At 72.8% G+C, this 22230-nt stretch carries 20 protein-coding genes; 15 read left to right on the top strand and 5 right to left on the bottom strand.

Annotated elements, in window-relative coordinates; translation table 11 throughout:
• Window positions 1-502: 502 nt before the first annotated feature.
• Together ACGF2Y_RS09840 and ACGF2Y_RS09835 are read right to left on the bottom strand one after the other, a co-directional pair.
• Complete coding sequence (locus ACGF2Y_RS09840; RefSeq protein ID WP_392944668.1) at window positions 503-1354, bottom strand: siderophore-interacting protein; 852 nt, start codon at window positions 1352-1354, stop codon at window positions 503-505.
• Window positions 1355-1400: 46 nt separating this feature from the next.
• The gene (locus ACGF2Y_RS09835; RefSeq protein ID WP_392944766.1) at window positions 1401-2309 is read right to left on the bottom strand and encodes a 5'-3' exonuclease H3TH domain-containing protein; all 909 of its coding nucleotides are present in this window, start codon (window positions 2307-2309) and stop codon (window positions 1401-1403) included.
• Between the two features lie 260 nt (window positions 2310-2569).
• Here ACGF2Y_RS09835 and ACGF2Y_RS09830 point away from each other — a divergent pair, with 260 nt between their 5' ends.
• The 4 genes from ACGF2Y_RS09830 (at window position 2570) to ACGF2Y_RS09815 (ending at window position 7883) form a co-directional block, all read left to right on the top strand.
• Window positions 2570-3706 carry a glycine betaine/L-proline ABC transporter ATP-binding protein gene (locus tag ACGF2Y_RS09830; protein WP_392944666.1) on the top strand — a complete coding sequence of 379 codons (1137 nt, stop codon included), beginning with the start codon at window positions 2570-2572 and terminating at the stop codon, window positions 3704-3706.
• The gene (locus ACGF2Y_RS09825; RefSeq protein WP_392944664.1) at window positions 3699-6320 is read left to right on the top strand and encodes an ABC transporter permease/substrate binding protein; all 2622 of its coding nucleotides are present in this window, start codon (window positions 3699-3701) and stop codon (window positions 6318-6320) included. The genes ACGF2Y_RS09830 and ACGF2Y_RS09825 overlap by 8 nt, the downstream gene beginning before the upstream one ends.
• 164 nt (window positions 6321-6484) lie before the next feature.
• Entirely contained in the window at window positions 6485-7030 is a 546-nt protein-coding gene (locus tag ACGF2Y_RS09820) for a helix-turn-helix domain-containing protein (RefSeq protein WP_392944662.1), read from the top strand.
• 142 nt (window positions 7031-7172) lie between these two features.
• On the top strand, window positions 7173-7883 hold the full coding sequence (locus tag ACGF2Y_RS09815; protein ID WP_392944764.1) for a helical backbone metal receptor: 711 nt from the start codon (window positions 7173-7175) through the stop codon (window positions 7881-7883).
• Here the strand turns inward: ACGF2Y_RS09815 and ACGF2Y_RS09810 are convergent.
• Window positions 7822-9009 (bottom strand): TDT family transporter, encoded by a 1188-nt coding sequence (locus ACGF2Y_RS09810; RefSeq protein WP_392944660.1) that lies wholly within the window; start codon window positions 9007-9009, stop codon window positions 7822-7824. The genes ACGF2Y_RS09815 and ACGF2Y_RS09810 overlap by 62 nt on opposite strands.
• Before the next feature lie 70 nt (window positions 9010-9079).
• Between ACGF2Y_RS09810 and ACGF2Y_RS09805 the strand changes: the two genes are divergently transcribed.
• Both ACGF2Y_RS09805 and ACGF2Y_RS09800 read left to right on the top strand, forming a co-directional pair.
• Window positions 9080-10015 (top strand): LysR family transcriptional regulator, encoded by a 936-nt coding sequence (locus ACGF2Y_RS09805; RefSeq protein ID WP_392944658.1) that lies wholly within the window; start codon window positions 9080-9082, stop codon window positions 10013-10015.
• A gap of 57 nt (window positions 10016-10072) precedes the next feature.
• Window positions 10073-11038, top strand: a complete 966-nt coding sequence (locus tag ACGF2Y_RS09800; RefSeq protein ID WP_392944656.1) for a DUF2510 domain-containing protein — start codon at window positions 10073-10075, stop codon at window positions 11036-11038.
• Window positions 11039-11111: 73 nt separating this feature from the next.
• Here the strand turns inward: ACGF2Y_RS09800 and ACGF2Y_RS09795 are convergent, their stop codons facing one another.
• A complete protein-coding gene (locus ACGF2Y_RS09795; RefSeq protein WP_392944655.1) occupies window positions 11112-12314 on the bottom strand; it encodes an amino acid deaminase/aldolase in 1203 nt (400 codons plus the stop codon).
• Window positions 12315-13391: 1077 nt separating this feature from the next.
• Here ACGF2Y_RS09795 and ACGF2Y_RS09790 point away from each other — a divergent pair.
• From ACGF2Y_RS09790 to ACGF2Y_RS09775, 4 genes are all read left to right on the top strand, one after another.
• On the top strand, window positions 13392-14267 hold the full coding sequence (locus tag ACGF2Y_RS09790; protein WP_392944653.1) for a hypothetical protein: 876 nt from the start codon (window positions 13392-13394) through the stop codon (window positions 14265-14267).
• Window positions 14264-15445 carry a type VII secretion-associated serine protease mycosin gene (gene mycP, locus ACGF2Y_RS09785; protein ID WP_392944651.1) on the top strand — a complete coding sequence of 394 codons (1182 nt, stop codon included), beginning with the start codon at window positions 14264-14266 and terminating at the stop codon, window positions 15443-15445. Before ACGF2Y_RS09790 ends, mycP begins: the two co-directional genes overlap by 4 nt.
• A 373-nt stretch (window positions 15446-15818) precedes the next feature.
• On the top strand, window positions 15819-16595 hold the full coding sequence (locus ACGF2Y_RS09780) for an SseB family protein (RefSeq protein WP_392944649.1): 777 nt from the start codon (window positions 15819-15821) through the stop codon (window positions 16593-16595).
• A 107-nt stretch (window positions 16596-16702) separates the two neighbouring features.
• The gene (locus ACGF2Y_RS09775) at window positions 16703-17416 is read left to right on the top strand and encodes an MIP family channel protein (RefSeq protein ID WP_392944647.1); all 714 of its coding nucleotides are present in this window, start codon (window positions 16703-16705) and stop codon (window positions 17414-17416) included.
• Between the two features lie 114 nt (window positions 17417-17530).
• On the opposite strand, the gene ACGF2Y_RS09770 is transcribed toward ACGF2Y_RS09775, so the two are convergent.
• Entirely contained in the window at window positions 17531-17893 is a 363-nt protein-coding gene (locus ACGF2Y_RS09770; RefSeq protein WP_010057174.1) for a DUF1844 domain-containing protein, read from the bottom strand.
• A gap of 482 nt (window positions 17894-18375) precedes the next feature.
• On the opposite strand from ACGF2Y_RS09770, the gene infC reads away from it, so the two are divergent.
• The 5 genes from infC (at window position 18376) to ACGF2Y_RS09745 (ending at window position 22221) form a co-directional block, all read left to right on the top strand.
• Complete coding sequence (gene infC / locus ACGF2Y_RS09765) at window positions 18376-19092, top strand: translation initiation factor IF-3 (RefSeq protein ID WP_392944763.1); 717 nt, start codon at window positions 18376-18378, stop codon at window positions 19090-19092.
• Between the two features lie 120 nt (window positions 19093-19212).
• Window positions 19213-19407, top strand: coding sequence for a 50S ribosomal protein L35 (rpmI, locus tag ACGF2Y_RS09760; protein WP_003970213.1), 195 nt, complete (start codon window positions 19213-19215; stop codon window positions 19405-19407).
• Between the two features lie 107 nt (window positions 19408-19514).
• Entirely contained in the window at window positions 19515-19898 is a 384-nt protein-coding gene (rplT, locus tag ACGF2Y_RS09755; protein ID WP_007457565.1) for a 50S ribosomal protein L20, read from the top strand.
• A gap of 127 nt (window positions 19899-20025) precedes the next feature.
• On the top strand, window positions 20026-20871 hold the full coding sequence (locus tag ACGF2Y_RS09750) for a TrmH family RNA methyltransferase (protein ID WP_392944645.1): 846 nt from the start codon (window positions 20026-20028) through the stop codon (window positions 20869-20871).
• A gap of 207 nt (window positions 20872-21078) precedes the next feature.
• Window positions 21079-22221 carry an ATP-binding protein gene (locus ACGF2Y_RS09745; protein WP_392944643.1) on the top strand — a complete coding sequence of 381 codons (1143 nt, stop codon included), beginning with the start codon at window positions 21079-21081 and terminating at the stop codon, window positions 22219-22221.
• Window positions 22222-22230: the final 9 nt, after the last annotated feature.

Genomic DNA, 22230 nt, shown 5'->3' with positions numbered 1-22230 from the left:
GGTCAGGCCAAGGGCTGTCCCGTACGGCAGCGCCCGCGCACGACGAAGGGCGGGGAGTCGTGGCGTACGCGGCTTGCCGTCCCTTGTCGATGAGGGATCATCGGGGGGTGCTTCGGGGGTATGGGGACCGTGTCGACGGTGTGGGCCCTCGCGTCGGCGGTCGGGGCGTTGCCGCAGACGGCCTCCGAGGAGTCGTTCATGGTCTGCTTCGATGCCCGAGCGGACCGCCGTCGGCCTGCTCGTCGCCGGCGTGTCGAAAGGCGGTCGCGCACCCGGTCGACGGGCCGATGGTGCGCCAGGGGCAGCACCCGGTACATGACGCTGCCCCAGGAGGCCTGGAAACGGGCGCGGTCCGCCACACCGCCACCGGCATCCCCGAGCCACGTCCTGCGGCTGTGCCGCTGCGCGGAGCGCTGCGCACCTGGCCGAGCACGGGCTTTACGCGTCGGCCGCCGAGCGGGTCGGCCCACGGCAGGGGCCGGCCGCTCGGTGCGCGGTGGAGTCAGGCGGCGGTCGTGCCGCTCTCCTGCTCGCGCTCCACCTGCTCGTTCCACTCGCGCTTCACGGCGCGCCAGGCGTCGTCGTTCTGGCCGAGGCGCCAGTAGCCCGAGATCGACAGCTGCGGCAGCGGGATCTGCCGCTCCACGCGCAGATACCGGCGGATCTCCTTCACGAAGCCCGCCTCCCCGTGCACGAAGGCCTGGACCTCGCCCTCGGGGAAGTCCAGCCCCTTCACGGCGGCCGTCAGCAGCTCGCCCACGGGCCGGCCGCCCCGGTGCAGCCACGTCACGGTCACTCCGTCGGGCGTCACGATCTTCTGCTCCTCCGAGGCGTCCGGCACCTCGACGAAGGCGTGCACCACCGCGCCCGAGGGCATCTGCTCCAGCGACGCCGCGATCGCCGGCAGCGCGCTCTCGTCGCCGACCAGCAGATGCCAGTCCGCCGACGCCTCGGGAACGTAACCGCCGCCGGGGCCGAGGAAGGTCACCTGCTCGCCCACCCGGGCCCGCTGCGCCCACGGACCGGCGAGGCCCGCGTCGCCGTGCACGACGAAGTCGACAGCCATCTCCCGGGCGACCGGGTCCCATGAACGCACCGTGTACGTACGGGTGGTGGGCCACAGCTCGCGCGGGTAGTCCTCCCGGACGGCGGCGATGTCGAACGGGTGCGCGTAATCCGCGCCCTCGGGCGCGAAGCACAGCTTGATGTAGTGGTCGCTGAAGCCGGAGAGAGCGAAGTCCGCGAGCCCTTCGCCGCCGAGAACCACCCGCACCATGTGCGGGGTGATCTGCTCGGTGCGCACGACCTGCGCCCCCTGGGCCTTGGGTCCCTGCCGAGCCGGCCGCTCTGCCACGAGGTACTCCCTGGTTCGAAGACTTAGGTATACCTAAGCTAACACCTCAGTGCTGAAGGACGGTCAGCAGTCGCTGGAGTGCTCCGCCCAGCCCCCACTGCTCCGCCAGCGCCTCCAGGGCGGCCGGGTCGTGCGGTTCGCGCGGCAGCGCCGGGTCGAAGTCGGGCAGCGGGACGTCCCCGGCCACCCGGACCACCTTCGGCGCGACGGCCACGTAGGCGCGCGACTCGTCCAGCCGCTTGCGCTGCGACGGGGTCAGCTTCGCCTTCGGGTCGTCCACCGCCGCCATGATCCCGTCGAGATCGCCGTACGCGTCCAGCAGCTTCGCCGCCGTCTTCTCGCCGATGCCGGGGACGCCCGGGAGCCCGTCGCTCGGGTCGCCGCGGAGCAGCGCCAGGTCGACGTACCCCGCGCCGTCCACGCCGTACTTCTCGCGCAGCCACGCCTCGTCGGTCATCTGGAGCGTGCCGACGCCCTTGAGCGGGTAGAGCACGCGCACCTGGCGGGCGTCGTCGACCAGCTGATACAGATCACGGTCGCCGGTGACGATGTCCACCGGTCCGGTCGCCCGCGCCGTGAGCGTGCCGATGACGTCGTCCGCCTCGTACGGCGTGACGCCGACCCGGGCGATCCCCAGGGCCGCCAGCACGTCCTCGATGATCGGGACCTGCGGGGACAGCGTGTCGGGGATCTCCTCCTCGTCCGTCTGTCCGGCGGGCTTCTCCTCGGCCACCCGGTGCGCCTTGTACGTCGGGATCAGGTCGACCCGCCACTGCGGACGCCAGTCGTTGTCCCAGCAGGCGACCAGATCGTCCGGCCGGTGGTCGTGCACCAGGCGGCCGATGAAGTCGAGGAGTCCGCGCACGGCGTTCACGGGTGTCCCGTCCGGCGCGCGCACCGAGTCGGGCACGCCGAAGTAGGCGCGGAAGTACAGGGAAGCGGTGTCGAGGAGCATCAGGCGTCGCGTCACAGACCCGATGATGCCCCACCGCACCCACAGTCGCTTCGGGTAATCGCTTACTGCCCCTCTGTCGCAGGCCGGTGACCTGGGTCACTGTCGTGTTTGGCTCGTGTAAGCGAGGGCAGGCGCGCCACCGGAGCGAACCACTTCGCATTTTCAACCAGTGCATGTGCCACGCGGACCGAACCCGCACCGCTCCACGGTCTGCCGGCGGGGGTGGCAGACCGTTTTTCGGTTCAACGCGTGAGGTGTATGTGTCCAGGCTGCAAGCCGAACACTTGTACAAAGTTTTTGGCAGACGACCCGACGAAGCCGTACGGAAGCTCGAAAGCGGCACCGACCGCGACGAGTTGCGCGCAGACGGAACGACCGCAGCGGTGATCGATGCCTCGTTCACCGTGGAACCGGGGCAGATCTTTGTCGTCATGGGGTTGTCCGGCTCGGGCAAGTCCACCCTGCTGCGGATGCTCAACGGTCTGCTCGACCCCACCGCGGGCCGGGTGCTGTTCGACGGCCAGGACCTCACCGCCCTGAGCCCCCGCGACCTGCGGCACGTCCGCTCCAGCAAGATCAGCATGGTGTTCCAGCACTTCGCGCTCTTCCCCCACCGGAGCGTCCTGGAGAACGCCGCGTACGGCCTGGAGGTCCAGGGCGTGTCGCGCGAGGAGCGCGAGGTGCGCGCCGCCGAGGCGCTCCGGCTCACCGGCCTCGAAGGCTGGGAGAAGTCCTGGCCCGACGAGCTGTCCGGCGGTATGCAGCAGCGCGTGGGCCTCGCCCGCGCCCTGGCCACCGACGCCGACCTGCTGCTCATGGACGAGTCCTTCAGCGCGCTCGACCCGCTGATCCGCCGTGACATGCAGGACCAGCTGCTGGAGCTCCAGAAGCGCCTGAAGAAGACCATCGTCTTCATCACCCACGACCTCAACGAGGCCATGCGCCTGGGCGACCGGATCGCCGTGATGCGCGACGGGGAGATCGTCCAGCTCGGCACCGCCGAGGACATCCTCGTCACCCCGGCCAACGACTACGTCGCCTCCTTCACCCAGGACGTCGACCGCTCCCGGGTGCTCACCGCCGGCGCGATCATGGCCGAGCCGCACACCGTGATGGGCACCAAGGCGGCGGACGGCAAGGAACTGCGTACCCCGCAGGACGTGCTCGCCGCGGCCCCCGCCACGGTCCCGGAGGCCACGCCGATCATCGAACTGTTCGCGCCCTGCTCGCAGAGCGCGAACCCGGTCGCCGTGACCGACTCCGAGGGCAAGCTCGTCGGCGTCGTCCCCGGCTCCCGGCTGCTCGCCGTCCTCGGCGAGCCGATGACCCCGGCCGAGGCCCCCGGCGACGCCGGGCCCGCGACCGCGGACGGCGTGAAGAAGGTGGCACGTGTTTAGGTTCCCCCTCGGCGAATGGGTCGACTCCGCGGTCGACTGGCTGCAGACCCACCTCGCCTGGCTCTTCGACGCCATCAGCTCCATCGTCAGCGGCATGTTCGACGGCATAGCCGCCGTGCTGTCCGCCCCCGCGCCGCTGCTGTTCGCGGGCATCGTCGCCGTCATCGCCTGGTGGCTGCGCGGGCTGCCCGCCGCCCTGCTCACCTTCGTCGGGTTCGCCCTCATCGACTCCGTCGAGCTGTGGGACGAGGCGATGGACACCCTCACCCTGGTGCTCGTCGCGACGCTCGTCACCCTGGTCATCGCCGTGCCCCTGGGCATCTGGGCCTCCCGGTCCAGGACGGTCAGCGCGATCACCCGGCCGGTCCTGGACTTCATGCAGACCATGCCCGCCATGGTCTACCTGATCCCCGGCGTCATCTTCTTCGGCGTCGGCGTGGTCCCCGGCATCATCGCCACCATCATCTTCGCGCTGCCCCCGGGCGTCCGGATGACCGAACTCGGCATCCGCCAGGTCGACGGCGAACTCGTCGAGGCGGCCGAGGCCTTCGGCACCACCTCGCGCAACACCCTGCTGCGCGTCCAGCTGCCGCTCGCCCTGCCCACGATCATGGCCGGAATCAACCAGGTCATCATGCTCGGCCTGTCCATGGTCGTCATCGCGGGCATGGTCGGCGGCGGCGGCCTCGGCGGCTCCGTCTACCGCGCCATCGGCAACGTCGACGTCGGCCTCGGCTTCGAGGCGGGCATCTCCATCGTCATCCTCGCCATGTACCTGGACCGGATGACGGGCGCCCTCGGCACCGAGGTCTCCCCGCTGGGCCGCCGCGCGGTCGCCAAGGCCCAGGCCATGGCCGACGGCTGGAAGATCTGGACCTACCGGCCGCAGCCCCGCATCGCGGCCGTCGGCATCGTCGTCCTCGCGCTCGTCGCGGGCAGCATGAGCATCTTCGGAGGCTCCAAGGACGACACCGCCGGCGAGCCCGCGCGGATCGGCGACGGCAAGAAGGTCAGCATCGGCTACATCCCTTGGGACGAGGGCATCGCCTCCACCTTCCTCTGGAAGGAGATGCTGGAGCGGCGCGGCTACGAGGTCGACGTCAAGCAGTACGAGGCCGGCGCCCTGTACACCGGCATGGCCAACGGGCAGATCGACTTCCAGACCGACTCCTGGCTGCCGGTCACCCACGCCAGCTACTGGGAGAAGTACCAGGACCGCCTGGAGGACCTCGGCGCGTGGTTCGCCCCGACGTCGCTGGAGCTCGCCGTCCCCGCGTACATGAAGGACGTCCAGTCGATGGACGACCTGAAGGGCCGGGCGTCCGAGTTCAAGGACCGGATCGTCGGCATCGAGCCGAGCTCCGGCGAGATGGGCCTGCTCAAGGACAAGCTGCTGCCGGGCTACGGCCTGGACGAGGAGTACAAGCTCATCGACGGCTCCACGCCGTCCATGCTGGCCGAGCTGAAGCGCGCGTACGCCAAGAAGGAACCGATCGTCGTTCCGCTCTGGTCGCCGCACTGGGCGTACAACGAGTACGACCTCACCAAGCTCAAGGACCCCAAGGGCCTGTGGGGTGAGGGCGACGGCGTCCACACCCTGGCGCGCAAGGGCTTCTCCGAAGACAACCCCGTGGTCAGCAAGTGGCTGAAGAGCTTCAAGATGACCGAGGACCAGCTCACCAGCCTGGAAGCCCAGATCCAGAAGTCCGGCTCCGGCAAGGAGCAGGAAGCCGTCCGCACCTGGCTGAAGGCCAACCCGGGCGTCGCCGACAAGTGGTCCCCGGTCCCGAAGGGCGACCGGGCCGCCGACGGCAAGGACGAGCGTGACCGTGCCGTCGAGGTCGCCTGGTTCCCCTGGGAGGAGGACATCGCCGCCACGTACCTGTGGAAGGCGGTCCTGGAGGAGCGCGGCTACAAGATCAACCTCAAGCAGTTCGACGTCGGCCCGATGTACGCGGCGATGTCGCGCGGCCAGATCGACGTGCAGTTCGACGGCTGGCTGCCGTACACCCAGAAGAGTTACTGGGACAAGTACGGCGACCAGCTGACCGACATCGGCTCCTGGTACGGGCCGACCTCCGTCGAGGTCGCCGTCCCCGACTACGTCAAGGACGTCAAGACCCTCGACGACCTCAAGGGCAAGGGCTCCGAGTTCAAGGGCCGGATCGTCGGCATCGAGCCCGGCGCCGCCGCCATGGAGAACCTCAAGAAGAACGTCCTGCCGCAGTACGGCCTGGACAAGGAGTACGAGGTCCTCGACTCCTCCACGCCCGGCATGCTGGCCGAGCTGAAGCGCGCGTACGCCAAGAAGGAGCCTGTCGCGGTCCTGCTGTGGACCCCGCACTGGGCGTACAACGAGTTCGGCATGACCAAGCTCAAGGACCCCAAGAAGACGTTCGGTGACGGCGACCGGCTGCACACCATCGCCTCCAAGGAGTTCCCGGAGCTGTACCCGCAGCTGACGGAGTGGTTCAAGGACTTCGAGCTCACCGAGGAGCAGCTCGGCGGCCTGGAGAACGAGATCCAGCAGCACGGCGTGGGGCACGAGGAGGAAGCCGTGAAGGCCTGGATGGACGAGAATCCGGGCATCGCGGACACCATGGCACCCCAGTAGGGGTCCCACGGGCACGAAAGCACAGGTCGCAAGGGGTGGCTCCCGCCTTCGGGCGGGGCCACCCCTTCCGGCTGCCCGGAGGTCGTTTACCGGACGTCGTGCGCAACCATGTGCGTAAGGTGCTGGCAACCGGGAGGATGGCGGGGGCGGGAGGGAGCTGGGACATGGACGACAAGGACACACCGCGGGTGGGCGCCGCCGTCCGCCGACGGCGCAGGACCCTGGGACTCACGCTGGCCGCGGTCGCCTCGCGCAGCGGCCTCTCCGTGCCCTTCCTCAGCCAGATCGAGAACGAGCGCGCCCGCCCCAGCGCCCGTTCCCTCGACCGGGTCGCCGAGGCACTGGAGACCACCACCGGCCGGCTGCGGGCCGCCGCCGACTCCGCGCGCGCCGTGGACGTCGTCCGGGCCGAGGAGGGCGAGGGCGTACGCCGCCTGGTGCGCGGCCGGCACCAGCTCAGCGCCCTGGAGTTCACCGGTGAGCCGGACCTCGGCCGCGAGTTCCAGCACCGCAACGACGAACTGATGTACGTCGTCGGGGGCGCCGTCGACGTCGAGGCCGAGGGCCAGGTCCACCGCCTGGAGCACGGCGACACCCTGTTCCTCTCCGGCGGGGTCCGCCACCGCTGGCGTGCCACCGTGCCCGGCACCCGGCTCCTGGTCGTCGCGGTGGCCGAACACATCGACGCCACCTTCGACTCGCGCCGCTGAGCCCGTACCGAGTCCCTGAGCCCGCACCCGTACTGAGTCCCCGCGCCCGTACCGAGTCCCTGAGCCCGTACTCGCGCCCCTGCGCCCGTACTGATCCGCTGCGGCCCGTACCGAACCGGGCCCACCCGTGAAAGGCCTGTCCGTGCGCGCCGTCTCCCTGGTCCCCTCGCTCACCGAGGCCGTCGCCCGCACCGCACCCGGGCTGCTCGTCGGCGTCACCGACTGGTGCACGCACCCCGCCGATCTCACCGCCGCCCGGATCGGCGGCACGAAGAACCCGGACGTGGCCGCGATCACCGCCCTCGCCCCCGACCTCGTGATCGCCAACGAGGAGGAGAACCGGGCCCCCGACCTCGACGCGCTCCGGGCCGCCGGCATCGACGTCCTGGTCACCGAGGTCCGCACTCTGGAGCAGGCCTTCGCCGAACTGCACCACGTCCTCGTCGAGCGCTGCGGGCTCGCCCGGCCCCGCTGGCTGGACGAGGCCGAGGCCGCCTGGGCAGACCTGCGCGCGCCCTCGGGAAGTGCGCGTCCCGCCGCGGTGCCGATCTGGCGCAGGCCCTGGATGGTCCTCGGCCACGACACCTTCGCCGGCGACCTCCTCGCCCGCCTCGGCATCCGCAACGTGTACGCGGACCACGCCGAGCGCTACCCGCGCATCCCGCTCGACGAGCTGAACGCCTCCGGGGCCGAGCTGGTCGTACTGCCCGACGAGCCGTACCGCTTCACCGCGGACGACGGACCCGAGGCCTTCCCCGCCCTGCCCGCCGTACTCGTCGACGGGCGGCTGCTCACCTGGTACGGGCCGTCGCTGGCCGAGGCGGCACGGGTGCTGCCGTCAGCGCTCCGCTGAGCACCCCGAGAGCCGTCCGCGTCCCGGCCGCCGCCCACGCCGCCACCAGGACCCCGTACAGCGCCACCGCCGGCCAGGTCAGCGCGTCGAGACCGGTGTGCCGCGCCAGACCCGCCACCCCGGTCACACACGTACCGACCGGGAAGGTGAACGCCCACCACGTCATCGCGAACCCCATGCCGTCCCGCGCGGCCCGCACCACCATCGCGGTCGCCAGGGCCAGCCACAACAGCGCGAAGCCCATCACCGGCACCCCGTACAGCACGGCGAACGCGCCGAACGCGGAGGCGTAGGGAGCCCCGATCGCGCCCGGAGCCACGTCGGCCAGCTGGTTGACGGCGGTCGTCGACTGCCCGAGCGGCCCCAGCACCAGAAACAGCGTCGGGGTCAGCGCGAGCGGCAGCGGACCGTGGTGGACCAGCCGGGAGAAGACCAGCGGCAGCACCACCAGCGTGGCCAGCAGCGACAGGCCGAACATCGCGTAGCAGGCCAGCAGCAGCGCCTCACGCCCCTGCCCGGCCGGGAGACGGGGCACCAGCAGCGCGCCCTGCGAGGCCGACACCATCGGCGCGACCAGCGGCAGCAGCCAGACCGGCGACGCGGTCCCGGGCGCGGGCCGGTGGCGTACGACCATCAGATACGGCACCACGGCCGCGGCCACCAGACCGATCGCCGTACCCGCCACGAACAGCACCACGTCCACCGCGAGCGCCGCCCGCACGCCCACCACGTCCGCGCCCACCGTCAGCGTGGCCCCGCCGACGGCCAGCAGCGCCATCGACAGACAGCCGTAGAACGGGGCGACGGCCGGGTCCAGCAGATGGGCGCGGGCCTGGTCGCGGTGACAGAGCCAGTGCCCGGCCCGTGCGGTGAGGACGGCCAGGAGCAGCACGGCCGACAGCGCCCACACGACGGTGCACGCGGCGCGCAGTCCGGGAACGTCCACCGGAAGCGCCGCGCCGGCGCTCGCGACGATCGCGGTGCCCATGACGCTCGCGTACCAGTTCGGGCCGATGTGCCGCAGGGACGGCAGCCGTCGTGCGCCCGGCCGCGGGTCCGTCCCCTGCGGGGGAAGAGCGGCGGCGGGAGGCGGTACAGCGGTCCGGGTCTGCGGAAAGATGGCCATGCCACGATTCTTGGCGGCCGGGCCCCCGCCCGCCAGGGACCCTGTCCCTATGAGGTCATAAGCTGGCTTTATGACCGGCGACGACGCACACGCACCCCGCATCCCCCTCTCCCACCGGGTTCCCGACCTCGGGGCGCTGGAACTGCTGCTCGCCGTCGCCCGGCACGGCAGCCTCGGACGGGCCGCCCGGGACGTCGGCATCACCCAGCCTGCCGCCTCCAGCCGCGTCCGGTCCATGGAGCGGCAGCTCGGCGTCGCCCTGCTGGACCGCTCCCCGCGCGGCTCCCGGCTCACCGACGCGGGCGCCCTGGTCACCGACTGGGCGCGCCGGGTCGTCGAGGCGGCGGAGGCCTTCGACGCGGGCGCCCAGGCGCTGCGCGACCGGCGCGACTCCCGGCTGCGGGTCGCCGCCAGCATGACGATCGCCGAATACCTGCTGCCGGGCTGGCTGATCGCCCTGCGCGGGGAGCGCCCGGACACCGCGGTCTCGCTCCTCGTCGGCAACTCCGCGGCCGTCGCCCGCCGTCTGGTCACCGGGGAGGCCGACCTCGGCTTCGTCGAGGGCCTGTCGATACCGGAGGGCCTCGACGGCACCGTCATCGCCCACGACCGCCTCGTCGTCGTGGTCGCCCCCAGCCACCCCTGGGCCCGCCGCCGCACCCCGCTGCTGCCCGGCGAGCTCGCCGTCACCCCGCTGATCCTGCGCGAACACGGCTCGGGCACCCGGCAGGTCCTGGACGCCGCGCTCGCCGTGCACGGCGGACTGGCCGAGCCCCTGCTGGAACTCTCCTCCACCACGGCGGTCAAGGGCGCGGCGGAGAGCGGCGCGGGCCCCTGCGTCCTGAGCGAACTCGCCCTGGGCGAGGAGCTGTCGTCCCGCCGTCTGGTCAAGGTCCCCGTCGCGGGCGTACGGCTGCGCCGCCAACTGCGCGCCGTCTGGCCCGGGGGCCACCGCCCCACCGGCCCCGCCCGCGATCTGCTGTCCCTGACCGGCCGGGACGCCTGACCCGAGCGGGCGGGGAACCCCGGGGGCCCTGTCGGAGCCGGACTCTAGAGTGTGGGCATGAGTTACGCGACGCCGCCCGGCTGGTATCCGGACACGGGTGCGCCCGGCCTTGAGCGCTGGTGGGACGGCGCGGCCTGGACCGCGCACACCCGCCCGTCCCCGGCCGCCCACGCCGGACCGCGACAGCCGCCCGCACCGGCGGAGTTCGGCCCGCCGTCGCTGCCGCTCCCGCACGGGCGCGACCCCCACGACGGATCCGGCGGCGGCCATCGTACGAAGGTCCTGGCGATCACGCTCTCCGGCGTGCTGGTCCTGGGCGCGGCCGTCACCGGCGCGGTGCTGCTGGGCCGCGACGAGGGCGGTACGCCGGCGGCACCGACGACGACCGCATCGGCCCCGCTCCCCGTCACCACCCCCACGGCCACCGCCGCCGCCTCCGCCGAGCCCGACCCGGACGAGGACCCCGCCGTCCTGGTCGACCAGCTCAACGGGGTCACGCTGCCGGTGCCCGAGGGCTGGGAGAAGCCGGAGAGCACCTCCGACGACGACCCCACCATCCGCACCGAACAGTCCTACGACTGCCCCGGCGCCGCGTCGTTCTGCTACCACGGCACGGTCACCACCCGCACCGCCCAGGGCGGCGGAACCGACCCCAAGGTGCTGGCCGAGCGCGACATCGTCACCGCGGCCGACAAGGCCTACGAGGAGGACAGCCTCGGCCGGCGTACCCACGGCGGCATCAGGTCCCACAAGGTACTCAAGGCGCAGGAGCTGACCGTCGCCGGGCGCACCGGCTATCTGGTGCGCTGGCAGGTCACCACCGGCAAGGGGCCCGGCGGGTACGTGCAGTCCCTCGCCTTCCCGTCCTCGGTGGGCACCGAGACCCCGGTGATCGTCCGCTTCGTCTTCGACGCGGACGTCGCCGGGCTGCCGCTCTCCCTGATGGACACGATCACCCAGGGCATCCGGCCGCTCGGCGGGAGCGGGACGAGCAGTGGCGTGGGCGCGTCGATCGGCCCCTGAACCCACGCACGCCGCAGGCCGGATCGGGCGGAGTCGGGCCAGGCCGGGGCATGTCAGGCGGGGCCGGGCCGGGTCAGAGGAAGGTCTGCCCCTCGCCCCGGTACGTCGGAACGCTCGCCGTGACCCGGTCGCCCTCGATCAGGCGCAGCGTGTCGAAGCGCTCGCACAGCTCGCCGGCCTTGGCGTGCCGGAACCAGACCTTGTCGCCGATCAGCAGGTCGTCGGCGGGGGAGCCCAGCAGCGGCGTCTGCACCTCGCCCGCGCCCTCCTGCGCGTCGTAGCGCAGCCCCTCCGGCAGATACGGCACCGGCGAGCGGTCCGCCCCGGCCGCGCCGGACGCCGGATAGCCGCCGCCGAGCACCGTCACGACGCCCACGCCCGGCCGGCGCACCACGGGCTGCGCGAACAGGGCCGCCGGGCGGCCGGTGAACGACGTGTAGTTGTCGAACAGCCGGGGCACGTACAGCCCCGATCCGGCCGCGATCTCGGTCACCGCGGCCTCGGCCGCGGTGTGCTGGACGCTGCCCGTACCGCCGCCGTTCACGAACTCCAGGTCCGGCACGACCGCCCGGACCGCCCGCACGACCTCGGCCCGGCGCACGGCCAGCTCCTTGCGGGCGGCGGACTGCATGAGCCGGATCGCCCGGGACCGCAACGGCCGCCCCGCCAACGCGTCCCCGACCCCGGCGACATGTCCCTCGTACGCCATCAGGCCCACCAGCCGGAAGCCCGGCCGCCGGGCCACCGAGCGGGCCAGCTCGGCGAGCTGCGCGGGGGAGCGGAGCGGCGAGCGCAGCGCTCCGATCCGCAACCGGCCGCCCAGCATCCGCAGCGAGGTGTCCAGCTCCAGGCAGACCCGGATCTCCTCCTGTCCGCCCGCCCTGGAGGCGTCGATCAGCTCCAGCTGGGTCTGGTCGTCGACCATCACCGTCACGGCCCCGGCGAGCTTCGGATCGGCCGCCAGCCCGGCGAACGCGGCCCGGTCGGCCGAGGGGTAGGCCAGCAGGACGTCGTCGAACCCGGCCCGCGCCAGCCACAGCGACTCCGCCAGCGTGTACGACATGATCCCGGCGAACCCGGGACGTGCGAGCGCCCGCTCCAGCAGGGCCCGGCACCGCACCGACTTGCTCGCCACCCGGACCGGCTTCCCGGCCGCCCGCCGCACCAGATCGTCGGCGTTGGCGTCGAACGCGTCCAGATCGACGATCGCGATCGGGGCGTCGAGATGGGCGGTGGCCCGGTCGTACCGGGTCCGGTCAGCGGGGCGGGCAGTCATGGCCGCAGCTTGCCAGAGAGCCGCTGCGGCTGGGTAGGGGACGATCAGGACAGATCCCGCCGCCGACCGGGGCGTCCCGTTCCCCGCCGCCCGCCCGCAGCCCGTAGAGTGACCTGCACGCGAGCACCAACGGGCCTGTCAGCGGCGGTGATCCGTGGTCGGTACGAGGACGTGTAAGCAGGGGGCCGGATGAGTACCGAAGCGCAGCGCACCCCTGTGCCGCCCCGCCCGACCACCCCTCCCACGACGCCTGCCCCCGCTTCGGCCCCTTCCTCCGCTTCGTCGCCTTCGGCATCCCCGGTACCCGCTTCGTCGCCCTCGGTGCATCCGGTTCCTGCTTCGGCGTCTTCGGCGCACCCGGGACCTGCTTCGGCGCTTCCGGTACCTGCTTGCGTGCCCGTGGCCCGTCTGGCCGCTACGGCCCCGAGGGGAGCGGCCGCTCCTCAGGGCCCGGCTGAGCAGACCCCGCAGACCCGCCCGGTTACGCCGGCCGGCCCCGGCCCGTCGGCGGCTTCCGGCCCGTCTGCGGCCCCGGCCCCGCAGGTCCCGCAGGCCCCGCAGGTCCGTTCGGCCCCGGATGTCCGGCAGGTCCCGCCGGTCCGTTCCGCCCTGTCGGCCTCTCCGGCTCGGCCGCCCGCGCCGGCCGGTTCTGCTCCGCAGGCCGCGCCGGCCGGTTCTGCTTCGTCGGCTTCTCCGACCTCGCAGGCCTCGCAGGTCCGTTCGGCCCCGGATGTCCGGCAGGCCCCGCCGGTCCGCTCCGCCCCGCCGGCCTCCCCGGCTCCACCGCCCCCGTCGTCCGCACCGGCCGGTTCTGCCCCGCCGGCCTCCCCGACCTCGCAGGTCCCGCAGGTGGCACTGACCCAGCAGGCCCCACACGCCCCTCAGACCGCACCGACCCGCTCCACCCGGATGGCCCCGCCCGCCCCCCAGGCCCCGCCCGTCCAGCGGCCCGTGCCTGCCAGGACGCCTGCGCCGCCCGCCGCGAGCCCCACGCCCCCCGGCCCGCCCTTCGCGAGCCCCGCGAGCCCCACGCCCCCAGGCCCGCCGCCCGTCACCCGGCGCAGGCCCGTCGGGGCCGTGGACCTGACGCCCGCGCCGGGAGCCGTTCCGCCACCGCCCGGCGGCTACCGGGTGCCGGTCCGCTACGGCTACCCGGAGACCCCCGTCGAGACCACCACCCGGCTGCGGCCGGTCCGGCCCCGGCAGCGGTGGCGTACGCCGGCGGCCGCCGCCTGCGTCGTGCTCGGCCTCGGGCTGATCGGCGGCGCGGCCACCGGAGCCTGGCTGACCGGCGACTCCTCGGCCGAGACCACCCAAACCCCCTACACCACCACACGCAGCGCCTGGCACAGCGTCCCCGTCGACACGCTGTTCCCGCGCACCCTCCAGGGCAGGGGCGCGGGCCCCGGCGGCACCCACCGCACCTGGACCCGGCTCGCCGTCGCCGCCGACAGCACCTGCACCGACGGACTCGACCCGCTGCTCCTGACCACGCTCCGGTCCGTAGGCTGCGAACGGCTGGTGCGTGCCACCTACACCGACGCCACCCGCTCCGCCGTCACCACCGTCGGCCTGGTCTTCACCGAGGCCGACGCCGCGGGCATGCAGGCCCTGCGCACCCGGTTCACCGGGCAGAAGCTCGGTGCGCGCAAGGACCTCATGCCCCGTACGTACGCCCCCGAGGGCACCCTCGCGGCCTCCTTCGGCGACGGGCAGCGCGCCAGCTGGACGGTCAACCCGCTCACCGAGATCCCGGTCGTCGTCGTCGCCGTCTCCGGTTTCGCGGACGGGCGCCCCGTCGCCGACCCGCAGCCCGCGCCGGCCGCCATGGCGTCCGGCGCCACCACGGACATCGCCCAGGCCGGGCTCGGCCACGAGGCGAAGGGGATCGCGGACCGGGTGGAGCGCGGACTGCGTACGACCGTCGCCGACCTCACGGAGCAGCCCGGATGACCCGACGACCCCACCGCGTCCTCGCCGCGGTCTGTGCCGCCACCGTCCTCGCCCTCACCTCCGTCGCACCCGCCCACGCGGACGCCATCCGCGACCAGCAGTGGGCCCTGGAGGCCCTGCACACGGACCGGGCCTGGGAGACCACCCGGGGGCAGGGCGTCACCGTCGCCGTCCTGGACACCGGGGTCGACGACGCCCACCCCGACCTGGCGGGCCAGGTGCTCCCCGGCAAGGACCTCGTCGGCTTCGGCGCCGCCCGCGGCGACTCCGCCTGGGCCCTGCACGGCACCGCGATGGCCGGGATCATCGCCGGACGCGGCAACGGCCCCGGGCGCGCCGACGGCGTCCTCGGCATCGCCCCCGAGGCCCGGATCCTGCCGGTCCGGGTGATCCTGGAGTCCAAGGACCCGGCCCGTGCCAAGGCCCGCAAGTCCCGCGGCGCCGCACTCGCCGACGGCATCCGCTGGGCCGCCGACAACGGCGCCGACGTCATCAACCTCTCCCTGGGCGACGACAGCAAGTCCGCCCACCCCGACCCCGGCGAGGACGCGGCCATCCAGTACGCCCTGTCCAAGGGCGTCCCCGTGGTCGCCTCGGCGGGCAACGGCGGCGAGAAGGGGGACCGGATCTCCTACCCCGCCGCCTACCCCGGAGTGATCGCGGTCGCCGCCGTCGACGAATACGGCACGCACGCCTCGTTCTCCACCCGCCGCTGGTACGCCACCGTCAGCGCCCCCGGCGTCGACATCGTGGTGGCCAACCCGGACGGGCACTACTACATCGAGTGGGGCACATCGGCGGCCGCCGCCTTCGTCTCCGGGGCCGTCGCCCTGGTCCGTGCCGCCCACCCCGGCCTCGGCCCGGCCCAGATCAAGAAGCTCCTCGCCGACACCGCCCGCGACGCCCCCGCCCAGGGCCGGGACGACGCCCGCGGCTACGGCATCGTCGACCCGGCGGAGGCCATCGAGGCGGGCTCCCGGCTGCGCCCGGCGGACCTGGACGCCAAGGCCGCGCCGGCAGGACACCAGGGGCGGTATTTCGGCGACGGCCCGGACCCGGCTCGTACGGCCGACGGGACGGCCAACTGGGCCGCTCCGCTCGCCGGCGGCCTCGGCGCGGCGCTGCTGGCCGCCGCCGTCGTCCTGTGGCGCGGCCGGAACGCCCCCGGCCGCCGCTGAACACGCCGCCCCCGGACGGCCCGCACCACCTCATCACCGCACCGGGCCGCACCGGACACCTCACCAGGCCGCACCGGGCCGCCCCGGACACCGCGCTCGTCCGGTCGCGCGGGGCCGGATCCGGGTCGCCGGTGGACGTGTCGCCGCGCGGGCCCGGATCCGGATCGCTGCCGGACGCGTCGTCGCGCGGCGTCCCCGCAGGGCACCACGGCCACCGCCACAAGGCGAGGTCCGGGCCGAGCACGGCCGACGCCCGCCCCCCGGCGACGGCGCACCGAGGCCGACGCCTGCCCCCCGGGTGACGGAGCGCTGGGCTTCGCCTCCGGCCCCACCTGCGGGCAAGCGGCAGGACCCCAGGCACTACCCTCGTCCCGTGGAGCTCAAGAACATCCCGGACCCCGGTTTCTCCGACGACGACGGCTCGGCGTCCCCCGCCCTGGCCAGGGCACTGGACGCCTGGTCCCGGGACCGGAGCGCCGTCGGCCCGGTCCTCGCGGCCCTGCGCGACGCCCGGCTCCTGGTCCCGGTCGTCGCCGTGCTCGGCGAGGTCGAGGAGGGCGGCCACGAGGGGGGCGAAGCTCCCGGGAAGGGCGCCGGCGGGCGACGGGGGAGCGGTCTCCGGCGCGAGAAGACCAGCGACATGGCCGTACCCACCCTTCAGGCCGGCGACCGGCGTGCGCTTCCCGCTTTCACCTCGACCGAATCCCTGGCCCGCTGGGACCCCGAAGCGCGCCCCGTCGCCGTACCGCTGCACCAGGCCCTCCAGGCCGCCGCCCACGAGAAGGCCGACACCGTCGTGCTGGACCTCGCCGGGCCCGTCGCCTTCGAGCTGAGCGGGCAGGCACTCCTGGCCCTCGCCGAGAACCGCACCACCACCGACCCGCTCCAGGACCCCGCGGTCATCGACGCCGTACGGGAGACCGTGGCCGCCGACCCCGCCGTGGTCCGCGCCCACCTCGGGCCCGGCAGTGCGGACGGCACCCTCGCGCTCGTCCTCGCCCCGGACGCGGTGCCCGCCGAGGCGGCCCGCCGCATCGCCCGCGCGCTGTCGTCCAGCGAGGTGCTGCGGGCCCGGCTGGTGAGCGGCCTGGACCTGGCCCTCCTCCCCGCCGGTACGGTCACCCCGGGGGAGCCTCTCTTCGCCCGCTGACGCGCCCGGCCGGTTGCGGCCCGACGAGCGCGAAGCTCCCGCCGCCGTGAGAATGATCGGGAACTCGGATAAATCCGACCAACCGACCAAGCTCGCGAGGTGGTTGCATGAAGACGCGGATCGTGGCGTCAGAGTTCCTCGGCACCCTGCTGCTGGTGTTCTTCGCCGTGGGGTCCGCGGTGCTCGCCGTCGAGTACCTCGGCACGGTGGGCATCGCCCTCACCTTCGGCTTCACCCTCCTCGCGCTCACCTACGCTTTCGGCCCGATCTCCGGCTGCCATGTCAACCCCGCGGTGACGCTGGGCATGTATATGGCGGGCAGGATCGGCATCCGTGCGGCCGTCGAGCGCTGGGTGGCTCAGATCCTCGGCGCGATCGTCGGCGCGGCCCTGCTGTTCCTGCTGGCCAAGCAGATCCCGGGTCTGGAGACCAGCGGCGAGTTCGGCAGCAACGGCTACGGCGACCGTTCGACCGTCGGCATCAACATCGGCGGCGCGTTCCTCACCGAGGTGATGCTCACGTTCCTGCTCGTCCACGTCGTCCTCGCGGTGACCCGCAAAGTGGCGGTCACCGGCTTCGGCGGGCTGGCCATCGGCCTGGCGTTCGCCGCGATCCACCTGGTGGGCATCCCGCTGACCGGCACCTCGGTCAACCCGGCGCGGAGCCTCGGCCCGGCGCTCTTCGCGGGCAGCGCGGCGCTCTCCCAGCTCTGGCTGTTCCTCGTCGCGCCCCTGGTCGGCGGAGTGATCGCCGCCTACGTCCACCGGCTCACCCACCCCTACCCCAACGTGCCGCCCGAGGAGACCGAGGACGCCATCTGACGGCATCTGACGCCGGCCGAGGAACCGCGAACCGTCCCGGCCGCCGCGCACACGCGGGAGCCCGCCGCCCCACGGGGGACGGCGGGCTCCCGGACGTACGGGGGAGGGGTGCGGCTAGCCGTAGACGGGACCGGTGTACTTCTCACCGGGACCGTGGCCGGGCTCGTCCGGCACCAGCGAGGCCTCACGGAAGGCGAGCTGGAGCGACTTCAGGCCGTCGCGCAGCGGCGAGGCGTGGAAGGTGCTGATCTCCGTGGCGCTCGCGTCCAGCAGGCCGGCCAGCGCCTGGACCAGCTTGCGGGCCTCGTCGAGGTCCTTGTGCTGCTCGCCCTCCTCGGTGAGGCCGAGCTTCACGGCGGCTGCGCTCATCAGGTTGACGGCGACCGTCACGATCACCTCGACCGCGGGGACCTCCGCGATATCGCGGGCCATGTCGTCGAAGCCGGGGTTCTCACTGCTGGGGGTCGCGTCACTCATGCCCACACGATAAGGCCAGGCCATCGCCCTCCCGCGCGCGGGAGGCGTGTCCGGGATCGCGCCAGGACATCCGGGATGCCGGGACAGACGCTGGGGCCATGCCAGGACAGATACAGGGACGATGCCGGGGCAGGCGCAGGGACGATGCCAGGACGGGCAACAGCGGCGACGCCGCAGGCAGCCGCAGGAGATGATGCCGGAAGTCGCAGGATTAGCGCACCCGGGACCGGGCTGCTAACCTTGTGTAACGACCGGCCGGACATCTATATGCCCGGCCCGCAAGTGGAGGCTCCGATCTCCCACCTGGCTGTCCTCACCGGACGGCGGGTCACCGGTCAGGCGGTCCCCATCGTTCCGTACGGACGATGGAGCCGTCCGATGCGCCCCGCGGTTGACCGCGGCGTGCTCCGGTAGTTCCTGGAGCCTCGCCTGTGTCCCGTCCGGGGCATTTTTGTGCTTCCGGCTCGGTTGGTCTTGACGTTATAAGACGTTACGCGGCTGTCCGCCAGGCGGTCGCGTGGTGCTACCGAGGAGGATCCATCAGCGCCGAGCCCCGCATCAACGACCGGATTCGCGTTCCCGAGGTCCGACTTGTCGGTCCCAGTGGCGAGCAGGTCGGGATTGTTCCGCTTGCCAAGGCCCTGGAACTCGCACAGGAGTATGACCTCGACCTGGTCGAGGTGGCGGCGACAGCCCGTCCGCCCGTGTGCAAGCTCATGGACTACGGGAAGTTCAAGTACGAGTCGGCCATGAAGGCCCGTGAGGCGCGCAAGAACCAGGCGCACACGGTCATCAAGGAGATGAAGCTCCGGCCGAAGATCGACCCGCACGACTATGACACCAAGAAGGGTCACGTCGTCCGGTTCCTCAAGCAGGGCGACAAGGTCAAGATCACGATCATGTTCCGTGGTCGTGAGCAGTCCCGCCCCGAGCTGGGCTTCCGACTGCTCCAGCGTCTCGCTTCGGACGTGGAGGACCTGGGCTTCATCGAGTCCAACCCGAAGCAGGACGGCCGGAACATGATCATGGTTCTGGGCCCGCACAAGAAGAAGACCGAAGCCATGGCCGAGGCCCGTGAGGCCCAGGCCGCCCGCAAGGCGGAGCGTCAGGGCACGACCGGCGCACCGTCCGAGGGCGACACCGCCGAGGCTCCGGCCGAAGCGGCCGAGGCTCCGGCCGAGACACCTTCCGAGGCGTGACCTCAGGGGCCGCCATCCAGGCGGCCCCGGGTCCCCCCGGAATCCCATAGAGATCTGACGCCCCTGCAGTCCGGTGCCCCGCACCGTGAGGGGCGCCACTGACGAGGAGAGAACGGCGCGATGCCGAAGAACAAGACGCACAGCGGTGCCAGCAAGCGCTTCAAGATCACCGGCTCCGGCAAGGTGCTCCGCGAGAGGGCCGGCAAGCGCCACCTGCTCGAGCACAAGTCGTCCAAGAAGACCCGCTCGCTGACCGGCACGGTCGTCGTGGCTCCGGCCGACGCCAAGAAGATCAAGAAGCTTCTCGGCAAGTGAGGCTCGGCCTCCGGCTCGCCCCGGAGGCACGACCTCGATCACACCGGGACCAATTCGTTTCCGGGCCGTGTGAAGACACCCACGGCCCCGCTACAAGGAGTTAACAAGTGGCACGCGTCAAGCGGGCAGTCAACGCCCACAAGAAGCGCCGGGCAATCCTCGAGGCGGCCAAGGGCTACCGCGGGCAGCGTTCGCGCCTGTACCGCAAGGCCAAGGAGCAGGTCACCCACTCCCTGGTCTACAACTACAACGACCGCAAGAAGCGCAAGGGCGACTTCCGTCAGCTGTGGATCCAGCGCATCAACGCCGCTGCCCGCCAGAACGGCATGACGTACAACCGCCTCATCCAGGGTCTGAAGGCCGCCAACATCGAGGTGGACCGCAAGATCCTGGCCGAGCTCGCGGTCAACGACGCCAACGCGTTCGCCGCCCTCGTCGAGGTCGCTCAGAAGGCCCTCCCGAGCGACGTCAACGCCCCGAAGGCCGCCTGATCCAGGCACCCCCTTCCAGGTAGCGAACCGGACCCGCAGGCGCACGCCGTCTGCGGGTCCGGTGCGTTGACCCGCCGACGCACCCCCACACCGCCACAGCCGTACGCAGAGAGGCTCGCCGCCGACCATGGGCACCCCCGAACTGATCTCCCCGCGTTCCCCCCGTGTCGCCGCCGCCCGCCGGCTGGCCCGCCGCAACTTCCGCGGCAAGGAGCGCAGGTTCATCGCCGAGGGGCCCCAGGCCGTACGCGAGGCCGCCGCGCACCGGGGCGGCGACGGCGAGCCGACCCTCATCGAGCTGTTCGCCACCCCCGAGGCCGCCGACCGGTACGCCGACATCGTCGAGGCCGCCCACACGGCGGGCGCCCGGGTGCACCTGGCCGACGACGACGTCCTCGCCGACGTCTCGCAGACCGTCACCCCGCAGGGCCTCATCGGCGTCTGCCGCTTCCTGGACACCCCGTTCCAGGAGATCCTCGCCGCGAAGCCCACACTGGTGGCCGTTCTGGCCAACGTACGCGACCCCGGGAACGCCGGTACCGTACTGCGCTGCGCGGATGCCGCGGGCGCGGACGCGGTGATCCTGACCGACGCCTCCGTCGACCTCTACAACCCCAAGTCCGTACGCGCCTCGGTCGGTTCGCTCTACCACCTGCCCGTCGCCGTCGGCGTCCCCGTCGAACAGGCCGTGCAGGGCCTCCGCGAGGCCGGGGTGCGCATCCTCGCCGCCGACGGGGCCGGGGCCGACGACCTGGACGACGAGCTCGACGCGGGCACCATGGGCGGCCCCACCGCCTGGGTCTTCGGCAACGAGGCCTGGGGGCTCCCCGAGGAGACCCGCGCGCTCGCCGACGCCGTCGTCCGCGTCCCCATCCACGGCAAGGCGGAGAGCCTCAACCTCGCCACCGCCGCCGCCGTCTGCCTCTACGCCTCCGCCCGCGCGCAGCGCCCGCGGCGCGCCCCCGACGCGTAGGGCTGTCGGGTGACCTCGGGGCGGACAGCCTCTGACACCGCACCTCTCCCACGGCCCGTCAGCACATGATCCCGGCCATTCCCGCGCCCTTCCCACCGGCGCACTCCTCTCCGCGCCCCCGCAGGGTGTCGCCGGTTCGCCGCCGCCTAGTAGGGTGACGAACTCGGGGGCCCACTGCACCGGTTCGAGAGGTGGGGATACGGGAAGATGGCTGTCGGCATGAGCTCGCCGCGACCGGCGCACAGCACCGCACCACACGCTGCGGGCGAGGAGCCGGACGGTCCGGCGGCCGGCCTCGGCCTCGACCCGGACGACCTTCCCGACGGTCTCGTCGTCGCCGACGAGAGCGGCCACGTCATCTGCTTCAACGCCGCCGCCGCCCGCATCACCGCCACCCCGCGCGCCGAAGCGATCGGCCGCCCGCTGGAGGCCGCCCTCCCGCTGGAGGACCTCAAGGGCAAGCGCTGGTGGACGCTGACCGACCCGTACGGCGGTCTCGCCACCCGCGGCGGCCAGCCCGAGCGCAACCTGCTGCTGCCCGGCGGCAGCGAGGTGCTGGTCTCCGCCCGGTACGTCCGTGAGCATCCGCTCGGCCCGGTGCGCCGGGTCGTCGTCTCGCTGCGCGGCACCGAGGCCCGTCGGCGTACCGAACGCAGCCACGCCGAGCTGATCGCCACCGTCGCCCACGAGCTGCGCTCCCCGCTGACCTCGGTCAAAGGGTTCACCGCGACCCTGCTCGCCAAGTGGGAGAGGTTCACCGACGACCAGAAGCGGCTGATGCTGGAGACCGTCGACGCGGACGCGGGCCGGGTCACCCGGCTGATCGCCGAGCTGCTCGACATCTCCCGGATCGACTCCGGCCGGCTGGAGCTGCGCCGCCAGCCGGTCGATGTCTCCGCCGCCGTGGCACGGCACATCCAGGCGCTCATCACGGGCGGCCAGGCCCCCGAGCGTTTCCACGTCCGCGCCCGGGGGCCCCTGCCCGCCCTGTGGGCCGACCCCGACAAGGTCGACCAGGTCCTCGGGAACCTCCTGGAAAACGCGGTGCGCCACGGCGAGGGAACCGTCACCATTGAGATCGCCCCCGCACCCGCGCCGGGTGCGTGCGACGAGATGGGAACGGCGGTCACCGTGAGCGACGAAGGCCCCGGCATCCCCGAGGAGTCGATGGGCCGCGTCTTCACCCGCTTCTGGCGGGGAAGCAAGCGCGGCGGCACGGGCCTGGGCCTCTACATCGTCAAGGGCATCGTCGAAGCGCACGGCGGCACGATCACGGTCGACCGGGGACCCGGCGGCGGAGCCGAGTTCCGATTTATTCTGCCTGTGAGCATGCCCGCCTATCTGAGCTAGGGGCTGTCC

It is taken from the genome of Streptomyces sp. NPDC048142 (assembly GCF_043202835.1).
In the GTDB taxonomy this organism is placed as follows: Bacteria; Actinomycetota; Actinomycetes; order Streptomycetales; family Streptomycetaceae; genus Streptomyces.
Note: the sequence above shows the minus strand (reverse complement) of the source record. Positions and strands in the feature narration are given on the sequence as shown.

What these genes read in the sequence shown, in the direction of transcription:
- ACGF2Y_RS09835 (WP_392944766.1), bottom strand. Translation starts at nt 2,309, where the DNA reads ATGCTCCTCGACACCGCTTCCCTGTACTTCCGCGCCTACTTCGGCGTG.
- ACGF2Y_RS09820 (WP_392944662.1), top strand. Translation starts at nt 6,485, where the DNA reads ATGGACGACAAGGACACACCGCGGGTGGGCGCCGCCGTCCGCCGACGG.
- ACGF2Y_RS09810 (WP_392944660.1), bottom strand. Translation starts at nt 9,009, where the DNA reads ATGGCCATCTTTCCGCAGACCCGGACCGCTGTACCGCCTCCCGCCGCC.
- ACGF2Y_RS09805 (WP_392944658.1), top strand. Translation starts at nt 9,080, where the DNA reads ATGACCGGCGACGACGCACACGCACCCCGCATCCCCCTCTCCCACCGG.
- ACGF2Y_RS09800 (WP_392944656.1), top strand. Translation starts at nt 10,073, where the DNA reads ATGAGTTACGCGACGCCGCCCGGCTGGTATCCGGACACGGGTGCGCCC.
- ACGF2Y_RS09795 (WP_392944655.1), bottom strand. Translation starts at nt 12,314, where the DNA reads ATGACTGCCCGCCCCGCTGACCGGACCCGGTACGACCGGGCCACCGCC.
- mycP (WP_392944651.1), top strand. Translation starts at nt 14,264, where the DNA reads ATGACCCGACGACCCCACCGCGTCCTCGCCGCGGTCTGTGCCGCCACC.
- ACGF2Y_RS09775 (WP_392944647.1), top strand. Translation starts at nt 16,703, where the DNA reads ATGAAGACGCGGATCGTGGCGTCAGAGTTCCTCGGCACCCTGCTGCTG.
- ACGF2Y_RS09770 (WP_010057174.1), bottom strand. Translation starts at nt 17,893, where the DNA reads ATGAGTGACGCGACCCCCAGCAGTGAGAACCCCGGCTTCGACGACATG.
- rpmI (WP_003970213.1), top strand. Translation starts at nt 19,213, where the DNA reads ATGCCGAAGAACAAGACGCACAGCGGTGCCAGCAAGCGCTTCAAGATC.
- ACGF2Y_RS09750 (WP_392944645.1), top strand. Translation starts at nt 20,026, where the DNA reads ATGGGCACCCCCGAACTGATCTCCCCGCGTTCCCCCCGTGTCGCCGCC.
- ACGF2Y_RS09745 (WP_392944643.1), top strand. Translation starts at nt 21,079, where the DNA reads ATGGCTGTCGGCATGAGCTCGCCGCGACCGGCGCACAGCACCGCACCA.